The organism is Patulibacter medicamentivorans, from assembly GCF_000240225.1.
GTDB lineage: Bacteria > Actinomycetota > Thermoleophilia > Solirubrobacterales > Solirubrobacteraceae > Patulibacter > Patulibacter medicamentivorans.
Genome location: NZ_AGUD01000197.1, coordinates 1 through 20,066 on the forward strand (window position 1 = coordinate 1; position 20,066 = coordinate 20,066).

The following is a 20,066-nucleotide window of genomic DNA, read 5'->3' on the forward strand; positions in this document are numbered from 1 at the left end:
CCGTTTCGTGACGTGAGGTGGCGGGGGCTGGCGGGGGCGACGGTGGATGTGACGTTTCGGTCGACGAGCGACCGCTTCGCCACACGGCCGAGCCGGATGGTCGTCCCCTGGCGATGACCCGAACGCGACGTGCTGACTCCCAGCGAGCCGGCGACGGGGGACCCAGCCACGACCGACCGCCGAGCGGCACCCGCCGAACCGACCGAGAGCACCCTGGCACCGGTCGCCAAGCCAGCGGGGGTGGGGTGCGCCCTCGATCGCACCATTCGCGGCCAAACCAGACCACGCAGACCGAAGCACCAACCCCACTTGGCCGCGAGCGATCGAGGGCGTACCGCACCCCCGCGGACCACGCCCGCCACCCTGACCCACCACGGCACCGCATCGAACCACCCGACCACGAAGCCCGACGACCCCACAGGTCATCGACCGCGAGCGCCCCCGGTGCTACGGTCGTCTTGATCGGCTCAGGGAGGCAGCACGATGGTCGCCACGCGAGAGCTTCAGCGGACCGCACCGACGTCGCCACCAGGCGTCGCAGGGGCAGACGAGCGCGCCGCTCGCCGGGCGCTCCGCGGCCAGATCGACGCGCTCGAGCGGTCGCTGTCGATCGCCCACGCCGAGCGCTTCCCGCACGACGTCAGCCCGATCGTCCGGCTCGACCGACCGGGTCGCGCGCACTGTCCGCGGCTGCTGTCGCTCGGTGGCCTCGAGCAGATCCGGGACGACCTGGTGGCCGCCCACGCGGCGCTGCGCGAGCAGGACGCGACGATCGCGCGCAACCGGGCGCTGCTGGAGGAGATGCGGGCCGACCCGGCCCGGCATCGCTTCCGGCGCCTGACCAGCGCCGACCTCGGGCAGCCGGGCTGCAAGGCCTACCAGGTGCGCCCGCGCCTGGGCCTGGTCGGCCTGCTGACCGGCTGGTGGCGGGTCAAGGTCTCCTCGGGCTGCCCCTTACGGCAGCCCGCCGCGGTCAGGCGGGCAGGCCGTCGGCGAAGGCCCGGAGGGTCGCGGCGGCGTTGATCACCGGCGGCCCGTGGCCGACCAGGACCACGTTCGGCTCGAGCGCCGCGAGCGCCCGGATCGACTCGCGGTTGCGGGCCGGATCGGGGGTGAAGACCGTCGGCGGCTGCTGCAGTCCGGGGCGGGTCGTGACCAGGTGCATGCTGTTGATCACGTCGCCGCAGACGAGCACGCCGTCGCGCTCGCGCCAGAGGCTGATGTGCCCGACGCTGTGCCCGGGGGTGTCGAGGGCGACGAAGCCGGGCCCGACCTCCTCGCCGATCGCCAGCGCCTGGGCCTCCGGCACCGGCTTGAAGTTCGCGTAGACCCCGCTGAGCCGCCGCAGCGGCGCCGGGACCTCCATCGTCATCCGGCCGCTGTGCATCGTCGGCAGGTCGCGCTCGCCGGCGAAGACCGGGATCCCGAGCGTGTCGACGACCTTGCGGCTGCCGCCGGCGTGGTCGACGTGGGCGTGGGTCAGGACGTGGCGCGTGACGACCCGCCCGCGGACGGCGGCCAGCACGCGCCCCGCCTGGACCGAGAACCCGGCGTCGACCAGGACGTCGCCGATCAGGTACGCGTTGACGCTGGAGCGCGGCGACAACGGCAGGTGGAAGACCTCTTCGGCGACCTGGCGCATTGCGGGGACCCTAGACGATCCCCGTGGACCCGCTCCCGCGCGCGCGGGAGCCACGGCAGCCCTCGCCGTACGTCCAGCGGGGCACCCCGGAACGGGCTTCATCCGTCCACGACCGGCGGCTGATCGGGCCCGGGTTGGTAGCGTCGCGCCGAGCGCGAGGGCCGTACGGCGTCGACCGTTGCGGCGCTCGCCCACCAGCAACCAGAAGTCGAGGGGAAGAGATGCGCACAGCAGCACTGGCGGTCACCGGTGTGGCGATCGTGGGCCTGGCGGCCGTTCCGGCGGCGTCGGCCGACACGCCGATCACGGTCGCCATCACCGATGGGCGCTTCACGGTCGGGACGGTCCGCGACATCGCCGTCGCCACCGCCGCCAAGCCGGGCAAGCTGACCGGCACGGTCGCGGCCGACAACCGGACGGTCACGATCCCGGCCTCCGGCGTCCAGGTCCCCACCTACGTCCAGGCCGGCGGCGGCGCGACGATCACTACCACCTTCGCGGCCGCGGGCAACCTGACCGGGACCCTCGACGTCAACGCCCGCACGGTCTCGCTCAGCGGCCCGTTCGACATCACCTTCCGCGCCGAGGGCCTGCCGGCCGCCTACCACGTCGATCCCGTCAGCTGCCGGATCTCCGGCGCCGCGTTCGGCTTCTCGACCGGCAACGTCACGGTCCCGGCCAAGAACGCCTCCGGCGCCTCGGCCCCGGTGACGTACGCGGGCGCGCTGCTCGACCGCGGCACCGGGCGCGTGGCGCTGTCCGGCATCAGCGCCGCCCCGCTGCCCTCGTCGCAGGCGACGACCAGCGGCGCTGGCGCGGTCAGCGACGCCCAGGTCTGCAAGGACCTGGACAACGGCATCGGCCTGCCGACGGCCGGTGGCTTCCGCTTCGCCGGGACGGTCAGCGCGCCGGGCCTGGTGCCCTCGGCCCCGGTCGGCGGCGACGGCAACTACGGCGGCGGAACCCAGAATCCGCCGGCGGCCAAGACGCCCCGGATCAAGCTCGCGCTGGGCAAGCTCAAGCGGGTCGCGCGCGGCAAGCTCGTGACGGCCAAGATCAAGGTCACCAACACCGGGACCGCGAGCGCCAAGAGCGTCCGGATCCAGCTGAAGGCCCCGGCCGGCGTCAAGCTCAGCCGCCGCACGCTGACCACGAAGACGCTGAAGGCCGGCGCCTCGAAGACCTTCCGGGTCAACCTGCGCCCCGGCAAGCGCGCCAAGAGCGGCTCGCGCCTGCGGGCGACGGCCACCGCGACCGGGGTCACGACGACCCGCAAGTCGCAGGCGCTGCGCCTGACCCGCGGGTCCTAGCAGCGGTCGATCGGGTCGGGCGCCGCCCGGTCCGCGTCTAAGCTGACGGGGTCGGGCGGGCCGCCCGACCCCGGATCAGCTCAGGCGGACGGGTGCCGCCGCCGTCGCAGCCCACGAGGATCGAACATGCGCAGAAGGGCACTCGTCGCGACGATGTGCAGCGGGATCGTGCTGGCCACCGGCGGGTCGGCCGCGGCCGAGCAGGCGCAGGTCGACCTGACGGTGAGCGACGGTCGGATCAAGGTCCTAAGCGCTCCCGACCTGGTCGTGGCGACGGCCGCGACGCCGGCGGTCCTTCGCGGGACGCTCGACGTCGGCAGCGGCGAGGTCGCGTTCGGGCCGCCGGTCTTCACCGCGCCGCCGGTCGCCCGCGACGGCCTGGCGGTCCCCGGGGTCGCCGGCCGGACCGTCGACCTGCGCCTGGCGGTCCAGGCCGACGGGGGCTTCGCCGGCCGGGTCGCGACCGACGGCTCGCTGGTCCTCGACGGCCGGTTGATCCTGCGGCTCGATGCCGTTCGCCACCCCGACGGGGCGACGGCGACCTGCACCGCGCCGACGGCCACGACCCTCCGGACCGACGACGTGACGGTCCCGACCCCGGCCGGCGATCCGGTCCAGAGCTACGCCGGGCAGCGGCTGGCCGCCGACCGCACGCTGGCGCTGACCGCCCTCAGCAGCGGCGACGTCGTGCTGACCGGCACCGCCGGCGACGCGACCGTCTGCGACGACCTGGCCAAGGCGCTCGGCCTCGACCAGCGCAAGGCCGTCGCCTACCGCCTGGCGGGCACGGTCGCGGCGCCGAGCAGCCACGCGGTGACGCTGACGGTCGCCGACGCCCGCGTCCGCCGGGGCGAGGACGAGCCGGTCGGCCTGCTGGCGCCGGGCCAGTCGCTGACCTACGCCGGCACCAGCGACCTGGCGGTCGAGACCGCCTTCCCCGGCCCGGGGGCGTCGCTGTTCTTCCCGCGGACCGCGCTGGCGCTGCCGTCGGCGCGGCTGGCGCTGCCGCTGGCCAGCGACCCGTCCGGCCCGACGCCGGTCGAGATCGCCTTCGCGCCGGCGGCCGACCTCGAGGGCAAGCTCGACCTCAAGGGCGCGTCGCCGCAGCTGCGCCCGGCCAGCGAGGCGCCGTTCGCCGACGCCGAGCTGCAGGCTCGCTTCGACCTGACCTACCGGATCGGTGCCCCGCCGGCCGCCGGCGCGCCCGACGGGCGCGTGGTCTGCGTCGCCGCGGGCGCGTCCTTCCCGCTGCGCGCCGCGCTCGCCGCGCCGCCGCTGCGGGGGCCGGATCTGGCGTCGCAACCGGTCAGCCTGGCCGACGGCAGCGTGGCGCTGACCGCCGACGGCAGCATCCCGGGATCGCAGGCGACGGCCGGCCCGAGCCCGCGCTGCGCCGAGGTCGACGCCGCGCTCGGCGGTCACCTGCGGCTGCGCCTGGCCGGCACGCTCTCGCTCAACGCCCAGCCCGCGCCGCCGCCACCGCCGACCCGGAAGATCCTCGGCAAGGTCCGGATCGACGTCCGCGGGCTGAAGCGGGTCCGCCGCGGCAGCCGGCTGCGGCTGCGGGTCCGGGTCCGCAACTCCTCGGCGGTGACGACGTCGCGCGGGGTGCGGTTGCGGGTGGCGGTGCCGCGCGGCCTGACGGCGTCGCCGCGGTCGCGGGCGATCGGGACCCTGAAGCCGCGGCGGAGCCGCACGGTCACCGTGGTCCTGAGGGTCGGCCGCGCCGCCAGGACGACGTCGCGGGTGACCTTCACCGGCACGGCACGCGAGGGCGTCCACACGTACCGCAAGCGCGTGACGGTGCGGCTGCGGCGCTGACCGCGATGGCGGCTGGGGGCGAGGCGCCGGCGCCGCCCGCATCCGGCTGGCCGGCCAGCCAACCTGGGGGTACGCTGGCGCCATGAGCGATGAGCAGCCCGTGATCCTCGAGCGCCGTGGCGCCGTCCTGCTGATCACGATCAACCGGCCCGACCAGCGCAACGCGGTCAACAAGGCGGTCAGCGACGCGCTCGGCGCGGCGATCCGCGAGCTGGAGGAGGACCCGGCGCTGGTGGTCGGGGTCCTGACTGGGGCCGGCAAGGGCTTCTCCGCCGGCATGGACCTGGGGGCGTTCGCCAGGGGCGAGCTGCCCTTCGACCCCGAGCGCGGGTTCGCGGGCATGACCCAGGTCCGGCCGGGCAAGCCGCTGATCGCCGCGGTCGAGGGCTTCGCGCTGGCCGGCGGGCTCGAGATCGCCCTGGCGACCGACCTGCTGGTGGTCGCCCGCGACGCGCGGCTCGGGATCCCCGAGGTCAAGCGCTCGCTGGTCGCCGCCGGCGGAGCGCTGCGGCGGCTGCCCGAGCGGCTGCCGCTGGGGATCGCGATGGAGCTGGCGCTGACCGGCGATCCGATCTCGGCCGAGCGGGCCTACGAGCTCGGCCTGGTCAACCGGGTCAGCGATCCGGGGCAGGCGGTCGCCGTCGCGCTCGAGCTGGCCGAGGCGATCGCCGCTGGCGGGCCGCTGGCGGTCGCGGCGACCCAGCAGATCCTCCGCCAGCAGGGCGACTGGAGCGAGCAGGAGTTCTGGGCCAAGCAGGGCGAGCTGGCCGGTCCGGTGCTGCTCTCGGAGGACGCCCGAGAGGGCGCGACCGCCTTCAAGGAGAAGCGCGCGCCGGTCTGGAAGGGCCGCTAGCTCGCGGTCGCCGGCGGGCCGCCCGGCGCCCGGTCCGGGACGGGAACCGGGGCGTTCCACGACGTTTCGGGCCGCGGCCGCGACGGTCTGTCGCGCGTGCGGCCCGAGATGCCGACGGCCTGTCGTTTCCCGCGGGGACCTGCCGCCACGTTACGGTCGTCTGGTGGGGAACATGAGCATGCGCAGGCGCGGCGTCGACCACGATCGCCAGCCGCCATCGACGACCGGCCGCGCCGTCCAGGCGCGGCGGTCGATGATTGTCCGCCGGGAGTGTCGGTGGAACGTTTTGGCAAGCGATCCTCCTGAGGCGATGCCCACCCACCGTCCGGCCACACGCGTCCCCGGGGGAACCTCATGACTGCCAGCGAGACCGCTGCTCGATCCACGTCCGGGAGCACGGAGGCGGGCGGTGACATCCGCCTCGAGCGCGTCAGCAAGCGCTACGGCGACCAGGTCGTGATCGACGACCTCTCGCTCCAGATCGACGCCGGCGCCTTCTACGCGCTGCTCGGTCCGTCGGGCTGCGGCAAGACCACGACGCTGCGGATGATCGGCGGCTTCGAGCTGCCGTCGGCGGGCCGGATCTTCCTCGGCGGCCAGGAGGTCAGTGGGCTTCCGCCGCACAAGCGCAAGGTCAACACCGTCTTCCAGTCCTACGCGCTGTTCCCGCACCTGACGATCGCCAAGAACGTCGCCTTCGGGCTCGAGCGGGCCAAGGTCCCCAAGCACGAGATCCGGACCCGCGTCGCCGAGGCGCTGGAGACGGTCCAGCTGTCGCATCTCGCCGAGCGCAAGCCTGCCCAGATCTCCGGCGGTCAGGCCCAGCGCGTGGCGCTGGCGCGGGCGCTCGTCAACCGTCCCCGGGCGCTGCTGCTCGACGAGCCGCTCGGCGCGCTCGACCTGCGGTTGCGCCGTCAGCTCCAGATCGAGCTGAAGAAGATCCAGGCCGACGTCGGCATCACCTTCATCCACGTGACGCACGATCAGGAGGAGGCCATGAGCATGGCCGACACGATCGCCGTCATGAGCGGCGGCCGGATCGAGCAGGCCGGCAGCGCCACCGACCTCTACGAGCGGCCCGAGACCTCGTTCGTCGCCAACTTCCTCGGGAAGTCGAACCTGATCGACGTCACGCTCGGCCCCGTCGACGGCGAGTTCAACCGCGTGACCACCCACGACGGTGCCGAGGTGCTGCTGCTCCAGCACCGGATCGGCGACCTGGCCGGCGGCCCGGTCCGGATCGGGATCCGGCCGGAGAAGCTCTACGTCGTTCCCGCCGGCGAGGACCCGCCCCCCGGCAGCAACGTGCTTCGCGGCCGCGTGTTGGTCAGCTCGTTCCTCGGCGTCACCGTCGAGTACCTGGTCCGGACCGAGGGCGGCGACGAGGTCACGGTGATCTGCCAGAACGACACCGGCGACCTCGAGGCGAACCTCGGCGCCGGCCATCCCGTGACGCTGTCCTGGGACCCCCGACATACCTTCGTGGTCGAGGGCGAAGCCCGTGGCTGAGGATCGCGCACGGATCGAGCGCGAGCTCGACCGCTTCCTCGCCGAGGACCGCTCCTCCCGCCGCCGCTTCCTCGGCCGCGGCGCCGGCGCGGCCTTCCTCGCCTCCGGCCTCGCCAGCGTCCTGACCGCCTGCGGCATCGACGGCACCGCGGCGATCTCGCCCGCCCAGCTCGCGAAGGAGGCGGCCAGCGTCCACCACCCGAAGACCAAGATCGGGGACTGGGTCTTCGCCAACTGGCCGCTCTACATGGACAAGTCGGTGATCAAGGAGTTCGACCGGCGCTACGGCGGCACCTGCAAGTACGTCGAGGAGATCAACGACAACAGCGACTTCTTCGGCAAGGTCCGTCAGCAGCTGGCGGCCGGTCAGCCGATCGGGCGCGACATCGTCGTCCTGACCGACTACATGGCGGCGAAGTGGATCCGCGCCGGCTACGCGACGCCGATCGACAAGCGCAACGTCCCGAACGCCAAGAACATCGTCTCCAACCTCAAGACGATCGCCTACGACCCCAAGCGCGACTTCACGCTCCCGTACCAGTCGGGCGCCGTCGGCCTGGGCTACAACCGCAAGGAGACCGGCCGCGACCTGAAGAGCCTCAAGGAGTTCTTCAACCCCGAGTGGCGCGGCCGCGTGACGATGCTCAACGAGGCCTACGACTCGGCGGGCGCGGTGATGCTGATGGAGGGCAAGAACCCCTCGACGGCCAAGCTCGACGACATGCTCGCGGCGATCGAGAAGCTCCGCGAGCAGCGCGACAAGGGCCAGTTCCGCAAGTTCACCGGCAACGACTACACGACCGACCTGGCCAAGGGCAACGTCGCCGTCGCGCTCGTCTACTCCGGCGACATGGTCCAGCTGCAGAGCGACAACCCGGACGTCAAGTTCGTCTACGCGGAGGAGGGCTCGATGCTCTTCACCGACAACCTGATGATGCCGGAGCGGGTCGCCCGCCCGTACGCCGCCGAGACGATGCTCAACTACCTCTACGAGCCCGAGGTCGCCGCCAAGCTCTGCGCCTACGTGAACTACCTGAGCCCGGTCGACGGGATCCGCCCGATCCTCGAGCGGACCGACCCCGAGATCGCGAGCAACGAGCTGATCTTCCCGCCCGACGAGGTCCGCGCGAAGCTCCACGCCTATCCGCCGCTGACGGTCGCCGAGGAGCAGGCGATGTACGCGGCGATGACCGAAGTGACGGGGAACTAGACCATGGGACTCTCGCTCCGGCAGCGGCTGCTGCCGCTCTGGTTCGCCGGCCCGGCGCTGCTGTGGCTGGTCGTCTTCTTCGCGGCCCCGCTGGTCAACCAGCTGTCCGTCTCGCTGATGAGCGGCAACTCGGAGGTCGGCTACGACCTGACGTGGTCGTTCTCGGTCTACTCCGACGCGCTCTCGAGCTACGGCGCGGAGTTCGCGCGCTCGGTCGTCTTCGCGGGCGCCGCGACGCTGATCGACCTGATCATCGCCTTCCCGCTGGCGTACTTCATCGCCTACAAGGCCGGGCGCTTCCAGGCGTTCTGGCTGCTGATGGTGGTGATGCCGTTCTTCGTCTCGCAGGTGATGCGGACCGCGGCCTGGAAGCTGCTGATCAACGACAACGGCTTCCTCGTCGGCACCCTGCGCGACATCGGCCTGGTCAGCGCCGACGGTCGCCTGGACGCGACCAGCGGCGCCGTGATCCTCGGCATCTCGTACAACTTCCTGCCCTTCATGGTGCTGCCGCTGTTCGCGACCCTGCAGCGGATCGACCGGCGCCTGATCGAGGCCGCGACCGACCTCGGCTGCAGCCGCTTCACGGCCTTCCGCAAGGTGACGGTGCCGCTGGCGATCCCGGGCATCTTCGCCGGCTCGCTGCTGGTCTTCATCCCCGCGGCCGGCGACTTCATCAACGCCCGGATCCTGGGGAGCCCGAACACGACGATGATCGGCAACGTCATCCAGAACAAGTTCATCACCGTGCTCGACTACCCGACGGCGGCCGCGCTCTCGTTCATCCTGATGACGGCGATCCTGATCCTGATCGCGGTCTTCGGCCGATTGATCGGGACCAAGACCCTGACCGAGGCGGCGGTCTGAGATGGCGACCTCCTCCCTCACCTCTCCCGCGGCGCCCGAGGCCCCGGCCGCGGGCCCCCGCCGCCGGCGGTTCGGCGCCCGCGAATGGGAGCTCGGGCTCTGGGCCCTGCTCGCGGTCGTCTTCCTGCTGGCGCCCGTGGTCTTCATGGTCGTCTTCGGGTTCAACGACAACCACGGGCGCTTCAACATCGACTGGCAGGGCTTCACGCTCAAGCACTGGTCGGACGCGTTCTCCAACAGCGACCTGACGACGGCGCTCAAGAACTCGCTGACGATCGCCCTGATCTCGACCTTCGTCGCGACGACCCTCGGGACGTTCCTCGCGCTCGCCCTCGGCCGCTTCCGCTTCCGGGGCAAGGCCGCCGCCGAGATGTTCGTCTTCGTGCCGATGGCGACCCCCGAGGTCGTGATGGGCGCCTCGCTGCTGGCGATGTTCCTCGTGATCGGCGTCAACACCGGCTACGTGACGATCGTCCTGGCCCACATCATGTTCTCGATCTCGTACGTGGTCGTGACCGTGCGCTCGCGGCTGGCGGGGATGGACCCACACATCGAGGAGGCCGCGAAGGACCTCGGCGCCGGCGAGCTGACGACGTTCCTCCGCGTGACGCTGCCGATGATCCTGCCGGGCGTGCTCTCGGCCGCGGTGCTGGCGTTCGCGCTGTCGCTCGACGACTACGTGATCACGGCGTTCAACAACGGCCAGACGACGACCCTGCCGCTGTACATCTTCGGTGCGGCCCGCCAGGGCGTCCCGCCGACGGTCAACGTGCTCTCGACGATCCTGCTGCTGACCGTCCTGGTCCTGATGGGGCTCAACGTGGCCGTCCAGCGCCGGATGGCCAAGCGGGCGGGCGGCGCGGGGCGCGCGTAGACGCTTCGCATCTCGCCACCTGGTGCGCTCGGCAGTGCCGAGCACGGCTCTCGCTTCCCGGCGGCGACCTGCTCGGTCTACGTGCACCCCGCATCCACCCGCGGCGGTGCTCGGGTCCGCCACCGGGGCGAACGGGCGGTGTGTGAACTTCGTACATCGGGAGCCCTCGGGCAGGCGGCGGCACGGGCATGCTCGTCCTGTGACCGATCGACCCCCACGTATCGTCGCCCTCGGCGGGGGCGGGTTCTCGATGGAGCCCAAGAACCCCCTGATGGACGATTTCGTGCTGGAGCTCTCTGGCGCGGAACGGCCGAGGATCTGCTTCCTGCCCACGGCGTCGGGTGACGCGGACCACTACGTGGTGCGCTTCTACCGCCGCTTCGGGGCCGGTCGCAGCGAGCCCTCCCACGTCTCCCTCTTCCGCCGCGACCGCAGCGCCGGCGCGGTCGAGGGCGACATCGAATCCCATCTGCTGTCCCAGGACGTGATCTACGTCGGCGGCGGGTCGCTGCTGAGCCTGCTCGGCACCTGGCGCGCCCACGGCCTCGACCGGACCCTGCGGCGGGCCTGGGAGAAGGGCGTCGTGCTCTGCGGCCTCTCCGCCGGGTCGCTCTGCTGGTTCTCCGACGCGGTGACGGCGTTCCACGGGCCGAGCGAGCGGGTCAAGGCGCTGGGCCTGCTGCCCTACTCCAACTGCGTCCACTACGACGGCGAGCCCGAGCGTCGCGGCGCCTACCGCAGCATGGTCGGCGCCGGCCTGCCCGCCGGCTACGGCGTCGAGGACTGCGCGGCGCTCAGCTTCCGCGGGACGACGCTCGAGGAGGTGGTCACCTCGAAGCCCGAGGCGACCGCCTACGAGGTCCGGATCGGGGCCCACGGGCAGGTCCACGAGAAGCGGCTGCCGGCGCGCTTCCTCGGAGCCCGCGAGTCGGCGGCCGGGCCCTCCGGACGCCAGCCGCTGGTGGTGGCGGCGGGCGACGGCGTCGCGGAGGAGGGCGAGGACCCCTCCTCTGCCGCCGTCGGCGGAGCGCCGCCGACGGGCGCGGGGGCCGGCGGGGGCCTGCGCCCCGTGGTCGAGACGGCCGTGGCGGCGTGACCAGCGGCCCGATCTTCTGCATGGGCGGCGGGGGCTTCACGATGGAGCCCGGCCGGCCCGCGCTGGACGCCTACATCCTGGCCCTGGCCCCAGTCGCCCGGCCGCGGGTCCTGTTCCTGCCGACGGCGAGCGGCGATCCGAAGGACCAGGTCGAGCGCTTCTCGCGCCTGTTCGGGTCCTGGCCGTGCCGTCCGCGGGTGCTCTCGCTGTTCCACCTCCAGGATCTGGAGGAGTCGCTGGAGACGCTGATCCTGTCCCAGGACGTGATCTATGTCGGCGGCGGGTCGATGCGCAACCTGCTGGCGCTCTGGCGGGCCCACGGCGTCGCCGACCTGCTGCTGGAGGCCCACCGTCGCGGAGCCGTGCTGGCCGGCCTCAGCGCCGGCGCGATGTGCTGGTTCCAGGGCGGCGTCTCCTGCTCGTCCGGCTCGCCCGAGCCGATCGACGGCCTCGGCCTGCTGGAGGGCTCGTTCAGCGTCCACGCCCGCCAGGTGCCGGAGCGCGGCGCCGTCCAGCGCAGCGCGATCGCGGCCGGGCGGCTGCCCGACGGCTGGATGGCGGACGACTACTGCGGGCTGCTGTTCGTCGACGGCCGGCTGGAGGAGGCCGTGGCGAGCCGCCCGGACGCCGGCGCCCGGCGGGTCCACCGCGAGCCCGGCGGCGGGGTCGTCGAGACGCCGCTGACGGTCCGGATGCTCGAGCCGGTCACCAGCGACCTGGTCGCGGACACGGCGGAACTGCGGACGGGGCAGGCCTACGCGCCGATGGACGTCCGCGACGAGCTGCGCGCGGTCCGGCGGATGCGCGGGCGGGCGCTGGCGTCGCGGCCGCGGCGGGCCGGCTGACGCGGGCGGGGTGGCGGTGGCCGAGTCGGGACGCCAGGCGTCCCGAGATGGCGCGACCGGCGCGCGGGCGACGATCCGGGACGCCGGGCGTCCCGGATCGCCGAGCGGCGACTAGCGGCGGGTGAGCTCGCGCGCCTTGCGCACGAGGTCGACCGCGCCGGCGATCTGGCTGCGGATCAGCTCCGGATCGACCTTCGGGATCGCCGGGACGCTGCGGCGGCGACGCGCGCGGCCGGGCTTCGCGGCCGACGGGGCGTCCTGGCGGCCGGTGGCCGCGGCGGGCTTCTCGGCGGGCGCCTGCTCGGCAGCGGGCTGCTCGGTGGCGGCCGGCTGCTCGGCGGCGGGCTTGGCGGCCGGCGTGGCCTTGGCGGCCGCCGACGCCTTCTCGGCGGCCGGCTTGCGGGTCCGCTTGGCCGCCGGCTTGGCGGCGGCGTCGGCCTTCGCCTTGGTGGTCGCGGCCTTGGCGCGCGTGCTCTTCGGCTTGGCGGGGGCCTGCTCGTCGGCCTTGGCCGCGGCGGCCTTGCTGGCGGGCGCCTTGGTGCCGGTCGCCTTGGCGTCGGCGGCCTTGGCCGTCGCGCTGCCGCGCGTGCGCTTGCGAGCGGGCTTGGCGTCGCCGTCCTTGGCGGCGGTCTTCGCGGCCGCGGCCTTCGGCGCGCCGCTGCGGGTGCGCGTGGCCTTCGGCTTGGCGCCGATGCCGTCGAGCCAGCCGTCGGCCAGCTCGACCTTGGCGCGGGCGCCGGTGCCCGTCACGGTGATCGGCACGATGGCGCCCTCGAGCGCCTCGCGGGCCTCGGCGGGAACGGTCGCGCGCTTGGTGATCTCGCGATCGTCGGACAGGCGCAGGCGAACCTGGGCGGCGGTGGCCCGGACCACGGTCGCGGTGGCGGTCGTCTCGGCGGATGCAGCGTCAGAAGCCATGGAACGGCGGATGCTACGCGGTGGCCGGCGCCGGCGCGGTGCTCCGGGGCGGGCGCGTGGCGTCGGTCCCGGGCGTCGCGGGCCGACGGCTCGCTCCGTGGCCGTCCAGGGGCCGGCTTCTCCGGACCTTCAACGCCCCTCGTCGCCCGCTCGGCGGACCCCGTTGAGGGTCAGCACCAGCCGCCGGGGACCGCCGGAGTCGCGGTGCTCGCAGAGCGTGATCCCCTGCCAGGTCCCGAGCGCCAGGCGGCCGCCGGAGACCGGGATCGTGAGGTCCGGTCCGAGCAGCGACGCCTTGACGTGCGCGGGCATGTCGTCGGGGCCCTCGAGCGTGTGGGTCCACGGGCCCGCCTCGGGCACGGCGTCGTCGAACCACCGCCGCAGGTCGACCCGGACGTCCGGGCTGGCGTTCTCGTTCAGGGTCAACGCCGCCGAGGTGTGGGTGCAGAAGACGTGCAGCAGCCCGACCTGGACCGTGGGCAGCTCCGGCAGCGCGGCCAGCACCTCGTCGGTGACCAGGTGGAAGCCCCGCGGGCGCGGGCGCAGATCGAGGGCGCGCTGCAACCAGACCATCGGTCGATGGTCGCACGCGGCTGGCGCGTTGACAGTCCTGCGTCGCACCCGGGAAGATCCGCGCCACCGATGGCGTCGTAGAGGAGACAGATGGTTCGTGCCGTGCTGGACCCCAAGCGCCTGCTGACCCCGACCGACCTGCCGCGGCTGCCGACCGTGCTGCTCCTCGGCAGCGCGATCGCGGTCGCCGTCGGGGCCTACGAGCACGCGCACCTCTTCCACCACGACTACGGCACGCCGCTGATCAGGACGCTGTTCCTGGTCAACGCGATCGCGTCGCTGGCCACGATGCTGCTGCTCGTCGCGCGCCGGCCGCTGCCGTACCTGCTCGGTGCGCTGACGATCAGCGGTGGAGCGATCGTCGCGATCATCATCACCCACAGCTCCCACCTGCTCGGGTTCTACGAGGCCGCCTGGACGACCGAGGCGAAGATCACGATCGCCGCCGAGATCGTCGCGGTCGCGCTGGCCCTGGCCGGGCTGGTCACCGGCCGGGGGACGTTGGCGGCGGCGCTCGCGGCGCCGGTCGGGGCCCCTGCGCCGACGCCGGCCCCCGACCCGCGCCCGCGGATCGTCGCGGGGGCGGTGGTGACGATCATCCTCGGCGGCGCGATCGTCGGCATCGCCCAGGGCGGCCCGCCCGGCGGCGGCGGATCGGCCCCGACCCGGGCCCAGCGCGACGCGGCCACCCAGCGGCTGGCCGCGCTCGGCCCGGTCGCCCGCGAGGGACGAGCGGTCTTCCTCGGCGACTCGGGCTGCGGCGGCTGTCACCGGCTGGCCGACGCCGGCACCAGCGCGGCGGTCGGCCCGGACCTGGACCGGGTCCTGGCCGGCCGCAGCTCGACGCGGATCCGCCAGGACATCGTCGACCCCGGAGCCGAGGTCGCCGCCGGCTTCCCCAAGGGCCTGATGCCGGGCGACTTCGGCAAGCGGCTGTCGCCGAAGCAGCTCGACGCGCTGGTGCGCTACCTGGTGGCGGCGACCGCGACCCGCTGAGCCGGGAAGCGACTCCCGAGGGCCGTGCCGCTCACCGGTTGCCCGGCGAGCGCTTCGGGAACTGGGACACCGGCACCGACACGTCGAGCGCGGTCTTGACGATCCGGTTCTGCTCGATCGTGTGCGCGGCCGGGTAGCCCTCGCCCGGGCTGGCGCGCTCCGGGCGGCCGACGTAGCCGAGCGCCAGGTGGTCGGGGAGGATCTGCTGCAGGCGCGGGGACATGTGGGCACGCGGGCCCATGTTGCGCGGCTCCTCCTGGACCCACACGACCTCGCGCAGGTTCGGGTAGGCGTTGATCAGGTCGCGCAGGCTCTCCTCCGGGAAGGGGTAGAGCAGCTCGACGCGGCCGATCGCGACCGACGGGTTGTCCTGGCGCAGCTCGTGGCCCTTGAGGTCGTAGAAGACCTTGCCGGTGCAGAGGACCAGGCGGGTGACCGCGTTCGGGTCGACGCCCGGCTCGCCGAGGACCGGGAAGAACTTGGTCTCCGACAGGTGCTCGATCCGGTTGCGGGCCTGCGGCAGGCGCAGCAGCGACTTCGGCGTGAAGACCACCAGCGGGCGCGCCTTCTCGATCAGCGCCTGGCGCCGCAGCAGGTGGAAGTACTGCGCCGGCGTGGTCAGGTTCGCGACCCGGATGTTGCCCTCGGCGCAGAGCTGCAGGAAGCGCTCGATCCGGCCGGAGGAGTGCTCCGGGCCGGCGCCCTCGTAGCCGTGCGGCAGCAGCAGCGTCAGGCGCGAGGTCTGGCCCCACTTGGCCAGGCCGGAGACGATGAACTGGTCGACGATCACCTGGGCGCCGTTGACGAAGTCGCCGAACTGGGCCTCCCACGCGACCAGCGCCTCGGGCGCCTCCTGCGAGTAGCCGTACTCGAAGCCGAGCGCGGCGACCTCGGACAGCGGGCTGTTGTACAGCTCCATCGGCGCCTGGGCCCCGGGCAGGTGCTCGATCGGCGAGTAGGCCTTGCCGGTCTTCGCATCGTGCAGGGTCAGGTGCCGCTGGCTGAACGTGCCGCGCTGGACGTCCTGGCCGGTCAGGCGGACCGGCACGCCCTCGCGCACCAACGAGGCGTACGCCAGCTGCTCGGCGTGCGCCCACTCGATGCCGCCGTTGGGCCCGAGCGCCTCGCGGCGCTTCTCCAGCTGCTTGACGAGCTTGGCGTTGACGGTGAAGCCGTCCGGGACCTTCAGCAGCTCGTCGTTGAGCGCGATCAGGGTCTGGGCGTCGACCTTCGTCGTCGGCTCCTCGGACCGCGAGCGGTCCATCAGGTAGGTGCCGGTGGCCGAGGTGTCGATCGTGCCGCCGGCCTCCTGCCACTCCTTGACCTTGCGCTTGACGCTCTGGTGCAGCTCGGTCAGGTGGTCGTTGAACGCCTTGCGGGTGCTGTCGACCTCGTCCTTGGTCAGCACGCCCTCGCCGATCAGCTGCTCGGCGTAGAGCTCCGAGACCCGCGGGTGCTTCTTGATCAGGTCCGCCATCAGCGGCTGCGTGTAGGCCGGCTCGTCGGACTCGTTGTGGCCGTAGCGGCGGTAGCCGATCAGGTCGATCAGGACGTCGTGCCCGAACTCCTGGCGGAAGGCGAAGGCCAGCCGCGTGGCGTTGATGCAGGACTCCACGTCGTCGGCGTTGACGTGGATGATCGGCACGTCGAAGCCCTTGGCCAGGTCGGACGACCAGCGGGTCGAGCGGCTGTCCTCCGGGTCGGTGGTGAAGCCGACCTGGTTGTTGAGGATCAGGTGGACGCTGCCGCCGACGCGGTAGCCCTCGAGCGCCTGCAGGTTCAGCGACTCGGCGACGACGCCCTGGCCGGGGAAGGCCGCGTCGCCGTGGATGATGATCGGCAGCGCGACGTCCTCGTCGCGGGGGCCGGACGCCTGCCCGCGGTCGGTCTGGGCGGCGCGCGCGGCGCCCATCACGACCGGGTTGACGAACTCCAGGTGCGACGGGTTGCTCTCCAGCACCACGCCGATCGACTTGCCGTCGGGCAGCTCGTAGCGGCCGCTGGCGCCGTGGTGGTACTTGACGTCGCCGGTGCCGCCCTGCAGGTCCTGCGTGACGGTCTTGGCGGCGGCGATCACCGAGCCGCCCTCGAACTCGGTGAAGAGCGCGTCGTAGGGCCGGCCGAGGTTGTGGGCCAGGACGTTGAGCCGGCCGCGGTGGGCCATCCCGAGGACGACCTCCTGGGCGCCGGCGCGGGCGCCGGCCAGGTGGATCAGCTCGTCGATCACCGGGACCGCGATGTCGAGGCCCTCGATCGAGAAGCGCTTCTGGCCGAGGTAGGCCTTCTGCATGAAGCGCTCGAACTGGTCGACCTGGATCAGCCGGTTGAGCAGGCCCTTCTTGCTCTCGGCGGACAGCGGCTTGCGGAACTCGCCCGACTCGATCTTCTCCCGCAGCCAGACGCGCTGCTCGTTGTCGGAGATGTGCTCGACCTCGTAGGCGCGGGTGCCGCAGTAGGTCTCCTTGAGCTTCGGCAGCACGTCGCCGAGCGTGTCGCCGGAGACGTACGTCCGCAGGATCTTGGCCGGGATGTCGGTCAGCAGCCGCTCGGTCAGGCCGAGCTTGCCGAGGTCGATCCCGATCTGGGCGGAGATCTCCTCCGGCGTCTTGTCGGACTCGGCCTCGAGCGGGTCGAGCCGGGCCAGCAGATGGCCGTGGCTGCGGATCGCGCGGATCAGCGAGGTCGCGGCCTGCACGCCCTGCAGCAGCTCCAGCGACGGCGTCGCGGAGGCCGCGGCCGGCGCGGCGACGGCACCGGCGGCGAGCGCGCCGATCTTCGGCTCCGGCTTCTCGATCGCCGGGCCGAGCGGGGCGCCGAGGTCGGCGAACGCCTGCTCGTAGAACTCGTGGTCGCCCTGCAGGTACTCCTCGACCGTCTTCAGGAACTGCCCGGACTGGGCGCCCTGGATGATCCGGTGGTCGTAGGTCGAGGTCATCGTCATGACCTTCTCGGCGCCGATCAGCTCGCCGACCTCGCCGAGGCCGACGGGGTAGGCGATCGAGCCGGTGGCGACGATCGTGCCGTTGCCGGTCATCAGCCGCGGGACCGAGGCGATCGTGCCGATGCCGCCCGGGTTGGTCAGCTGGACGTTGGCGCCCTGCAGGTCCTCGGGCGTCAGCTTGTTGTCGCGGGCGCGGGCGATCAGGTCGTTGAAGGCGTCGAGGAAGCCCTGGAAGCCGAGCCGGCCGGCGTCCTTGATCACCGGCACCATCAGCGTCCGCTTGCCGCGGCGCTCGACGTCGACCGCGATCCCCAGGTTGACCTGGCCGTGGTCGACGAGGATCGGGTTGCCCTCGTCGTCCCTCTCGAAGGTGTAGGCCATCACCGGCATCGCCTCGGTCGCCGCGCGGGCGATCGCGTAGCCGATCAGGTGGGTGAAGGAGACCTTCTGCCCGGCCGCCTTGAGCTGCTTGCGGCGGCCGTCGAGGGTCGTGATCGTGATCGTGCGGAACGAGGTCGCGGTCGGGGTGGTGAGCGACTCCTCCATCCCCTTGGCGAGCGCGTTGGCACCACCCCGCAGCGGGGTGCGGGTGACCGCGGCGGCGCTGCGGCCGCCGTTGGCGGCGGCGTCGAGGACGTCCTCCTTGAGGATCCGCCCGTTCGGGCCGCTGCCGGTGACGTTGCCCAGCTGGACGCCCTCGACCGCCGCCGCGCGGGCGGCGACGGGGGAGGCCCTGACGTCGCTGGGGACCTCCACGGTGCCGTTGCCGGTCGCGGGGGCGACGGCCTCGGCGCCGCCGTTGCCGGGCGCGGCGGCCGCGGCGGCCGGAGCGCCGGCCCCGGAGCGGATCCGGCCGATGACCTCCTGCGGGTGGATCGTGTCGCCGTCGGCGAACAGCTGCTCCTCGAGCACGCCCGCGGTCGGGGCGGGCAGCTCCATGTCGACCTTGTCGGTCGAGACGACGACGATGTCCTGGCCGTCCTCGACCTGATCGCCGGGCTGGACGAGCCACTCCAGCAGCGTCGCCTCGGTGACCGAGTCGCCAGCCGACGGGGTGACGATGTCGATCAGCTCGCCGCCGGTCGCGGCGCCGTCGCCGTTGCCGTTGCCCGAGGCGTCGGCCGGGGCGGCGCCGGCGTCGGCTGCCGGGGTGCCGCCGTTGCCGTCCCCGCCGCTGGGGTCGATCTCGCCGACGATCGAGCCGGACTGAACGGTCTCGCCCTCCTGCGCGTGGACCGCGACGAGGGTGCCCGAAACCGGCGCCGGGATCTCGGCGTCGACCTTGTCGGTCGAGATGACGACGAGGTCTTCACCCTCTTCCACCTGGTCGCCCGGCTGCTTGAGCCATTCGAGGACCGTGCCCTCGGCGACCGACTCGCCCATCTGCGGGAGGGTGACCGGGACCGTCGTGCCTGTTGCCATGAGACATCGAACCTAGCACTTGCCCGTGCGCGCGGCCGTGGGGTGCGACACGCTGTGAACGGCCTGTTGCAGCCTGGGGTTGTGCCGCGCGCACCACGACCCTGCGCGGGAGGCCGCCGGCGACGATCCACCCGTCCGTCGGGGTGCCGCCGGAGGCCGCCGCCGCGGATGCCGCTCAGGCGCCGGCCAGCTGGGCGCGTCGCCGCTGCTCGACGACGAAGCCGATCGAGCCCACGAACGGCCCGACGGCGCCGACGACCGCGACGCAGACCGCGAGCCAGAGCGGGATCACCCGCGCGCGCAGCGCCAGCACGGTCAGCAGGCACATCACGATCCAGCCCCAGCCGTGACCCCAGCCGAGCGCGGTCTTGAGGCCACCGTCGACGCCGCCGATCCAGCAGCCGAGCAGCCCCAGGTAGATCGCCGAGTGGGTGAACGAGAGCCACTTCATGACCCCGAACGACGGCGACCAGACCCGCGTCGTCCGCCGCTCGGGAATCCGCCCGAGCGCCATCAGCCGGCGGCCTCGATCATCCGCGCCAGCGCCCGCAGCGACGGCTCGGCGTGATCGGGCCAGGCGTCGATGTCGGCCGGCCACCAGTCGTGCTCGTCGTGCTCGGGGTCGCGCTCGACCTCGGCCCCCGGCGGCAGCCAGGCGACGCCGACGAACATCACGACCTCGTTCGGCAGCAGCAGCAGCGCCTCGCCGCGGATCCGCTCGGCGGTCACGCTCCACTCCTCCTGCAGCTCGCGCTCGAGCGTGCGCATCGGCGACTCGCCGACGTCGACGGCGCCGCCGGCGCCGAGCGTCCAGCGCCCGGCCCAGGTCGCGACCCACTCCGCGCGGCGCCCGGCCAGCCAGCGGCCGTCGTGGCTGCGGACCACGCACTGACCGGTCATCGAGCGGGCGGCCCCGCCCGGCAGCAGCCGCAGGGCCCAGCGGATCGGCTGCAGGTCCAGGTGCAGGCGGCCGTGCTCGTCGACCCGATGGCGGGCCATCCGCGTCGAGAGCCCGTCGTGGCTCGGGGAGCTGCGCGCCTTGAGCGCGGCGATCGCGGCGTCGGCCGCCTCGACGGTCGCCGGCTCGGGCACGTAGGCCTCGTCGCTCCAGCTGACCGACACGTCCTCGCGGGCCCAGGGGCCGTGCGCGAGAAACGTCGGAACCGTGGCCATGACCCACGATCCTAAG

Annotated in this window: 17 protein-coding genes; 11 read left to right on the forward strand and 6 right to left on the reverse strand. The window is 73.2% G+C overall.

The annotated features are described in order from the left end of the window. Positions 1-483 precede the first annotated feature (483 nt). Complete coding sequence (locus tag PAI11_RS11975) at positions 484-1,023, forward strand: hypothetical protein (RefSeq protein ID WP_007574925.1); 540 nt, start codon at positions 484-486, stop codon at positions 1,021-1,023. Here PAI11_RS11975 and PAI11_RS11980 read toward each other — a convergent pair. Further along, positions 974-1,642: an MBL fold metallo-hydrolase gene (locus tag PAI11_RS11980; RefSeq protein WP_007574927.1), complete on the reverse strand. Its 669-nt coding sequence runs from the start codon at positions 1,640-1,642 to the stop codon at positions 974-976. The two genes, PAI11_RS11975 and PAI11_RS11980, sit on opposite strands and share 50 nt — an antisense overlap. Before the next feature lie 221 nt (positions 1,643-1,863). On the opposite strand from PAI11_RS11980, the gene PAI11_RS11985 reads away from it, so the two are divergent. From PAI11_RS11985 to PAI11_RS12025, 9 genes are all read left to right on the forward strand, one after another. Beyond that, entirely contained in the window at positions 1,864-2,952 is a 1,089-nt protein-coding gene (locus PAI11_RS11985) for an NEW3 domain-containing protein (RefSeq protein ID WP_086000345.1), read from the forward strand. 126 nt (positions 2,953-3,078) lie between these two features. After that, on the forward strand, positions 3,079-4,773 hold the full coding sequence (locus PAI11_RS11990; protein ID WP_138974276.1) for a hypothetical protein: 1,695 nt from the start codon (positions 3,079-3,081) through the stop codon (positions 4,771-4,773). Positions 4,774-4,855: 82 nt separating this feature from the next. Then, positions 4,856-5,626 carry a crotonase/enoyl-CoA hydratase family protein gene (locus tag PAI11_RS11995; RefSeq protein WP_007574932.1) on the forward strand — a complete coding sequence of 257 codons (771 nt, stop codon included), beginning with the start codon at positions 4,856-4,858 and terminating at the stop codon, positions 5,624-5,626. A 354-nt stretch (positions 5,627-5,980) separates the two neighbouring features. Then, positions 5,981-7,135 (forward strand): ABC transporter ATP-binding protein, encoded by a 1,155-nt coding sequence (locus tag PAI11_RS12000; protein WP_007574934.1) that lies wholly within the window; start codon positions 5,981-5,983, stop codon positions 7,133-7,135. Further along, on the forward strand, positions 7,128-8,345 hold the full coding sequence (locus PAI11_RS12005) for a polyamine ABC transporter substrate-binding protein (RefSeq protein WP_007574937.1): 1,218 nt from the start codon (positions 7,128-7,130) through the stop codon (positions 8,343-8,345). The genes PAI11_RS12000 and PAI11_RS12005 overlap by 8 nt, the downstream gene beginning before the upstream one ends. A gap of 3 nt (positions 8,346-8,348) precedes the next feature. After that, on the forward strand, positions 8,349-9,212 hold the full coding sequence (locus tag PAI11_RS12010) for an ABC transporter permease (RefSeq protein ID WP_007574939.1): 864 nt from the start codon (positions 8,349-8,351) through the stop codon (positions 9,210-9,212). A 1-nt stretch (position 9,213) separates the two neighbouring features. Next, the gene (locus tag PAI11_RS12015) at positions 9,214-10,086 is read left to right on the forward strand and encodes an ABC transporter permease (protein ID WP_007574942.1); all 873 of its coding nucleotides are present in this window, start codon (positions 9,214-9,216) and stop codon (positions 10,084-10,086) included. Positions 10,087-10,285: 199 nt separating this feature from the next. Next, on the forward strand, positions 10,286-11,182 hold the full coding sequence (locus PAI11_RS12020) for a Type 1 glutamine amidotransferase-like domain-containing protein (protein ID WP_007574944.1): 897 nt from the start codon (positions 10,286-10,288) through the stop codon (positions 11,180-11,182). Then, on the forward strand, positions 11,179-12,027 hold the full coding sequence (locus tag PAI11_RS12025; RefSeq protein WP_007574946.1) for a Type 1 glutamine amidotransferase-like domain-containing protein: 849 nt from the start codon (positions 11,179-11,181) through the stop codon (positions 12,025-12,027). Before PAI11_RS12020 ends, PAI11_RS12025 begins: the two co-directional genes overlap by 4 nt. A 111-nt stretch (positions 12,028-12,138) precedes the next feature. Here the strand turns inward: PAI11_RS12025 and PAI11_RS24310 are convergent, their stop codons facing one another. After that, complete coding sequence (locus PAI11_RS24310) at positions 12,139-12,945, reverse strand: hypothetical protein (RefSeq protein ID WP_007574948.1); 807 nt, start codon at positions 12,943-12,945, stop codon at positions 12,139-12,141. A 129-nt stretch (positions 12,946-13,074) separates the two neighbouring features. After that, a complete protein-coding gene (locus tag PAI11_RS12035; protein ID WP_007574950.1) occupies positions 13,075-13,518 on the reverse strand; it encodes a secondary thiamine-phosphate synthase enzyme YjbQ in 444 nt (147 codons plus the stop codon). Between the two features lie 90 nt (positions 13,519-13,608). Between PAI11_RS12035 and PAI11_RS12040 the strand changes: the two genes are divergently transcribed. Then, positions 13,609-14,514: a c-type cytochrome gene (locus PAI11_RS12040; RefSeq protein WP_081488392.1), complete on the forward strand. Its 906-nt coding sequence runs from the start codon at positions 13,609-13,611 to the stop codon at positions 14,512-14,514. Between the two features lie 31 nt (positions 14,515-14,545). On the opposite strand, the gene PAI11_RS12045 is transcribed toward PAI11_RS12040, so the two are convergent. The 3 genes from PAI11_RS12045 to PAI11_RS12055 all read right to left on the reverse strand — a co-directional run bounded on the left by PAI11_RS12045 (position 14,546) and on the right by PAI11_RS12055 (position 20,050). Beyond that, positions 14,546-18,877 (reverse strand): multifunctional oxoglutarate decarboxylase/oxoglutarate dehydrogenase thiamine pyrophosphate-binding subunit/dihydrolipoyllysine-residue succinyltransferase subunit, encoded by a 4,332-nt coding sequence (locus tag PAI11_RS12045; RefSeq protein WP_007574955.1) that lies wholly within the window; start codon positions 18,875-18,877, stop codon positions 14,546-14,548. 175 nt (positions 18,878-19,052) lie between these two features. Then, complete coding sequence (locus PAI11_RS12050) at positions 19,053-19,391, reverse strand: hypothetical protein (RefSeq protein WP_007574957.1); 339 nt, start codon at positions 19,389-19,391, stop codon at positions 19,053-19,055. Continuing rightward, a complete protein-coding gene (locus PAI11_RS12055; protein WP_007574958.1) occupies positions 19,391-20,050 on the reverse strand; it encodes an NUDIX hydrolase in 660 nt (219 codons plus the stop codon). Before PAI11_RS12055 ends, PAI11_RS12050 begins: the two co-directional genes overlap by 1 nt. Positions 20,051-20,066 lie beyond the last annotated feature (16 nt).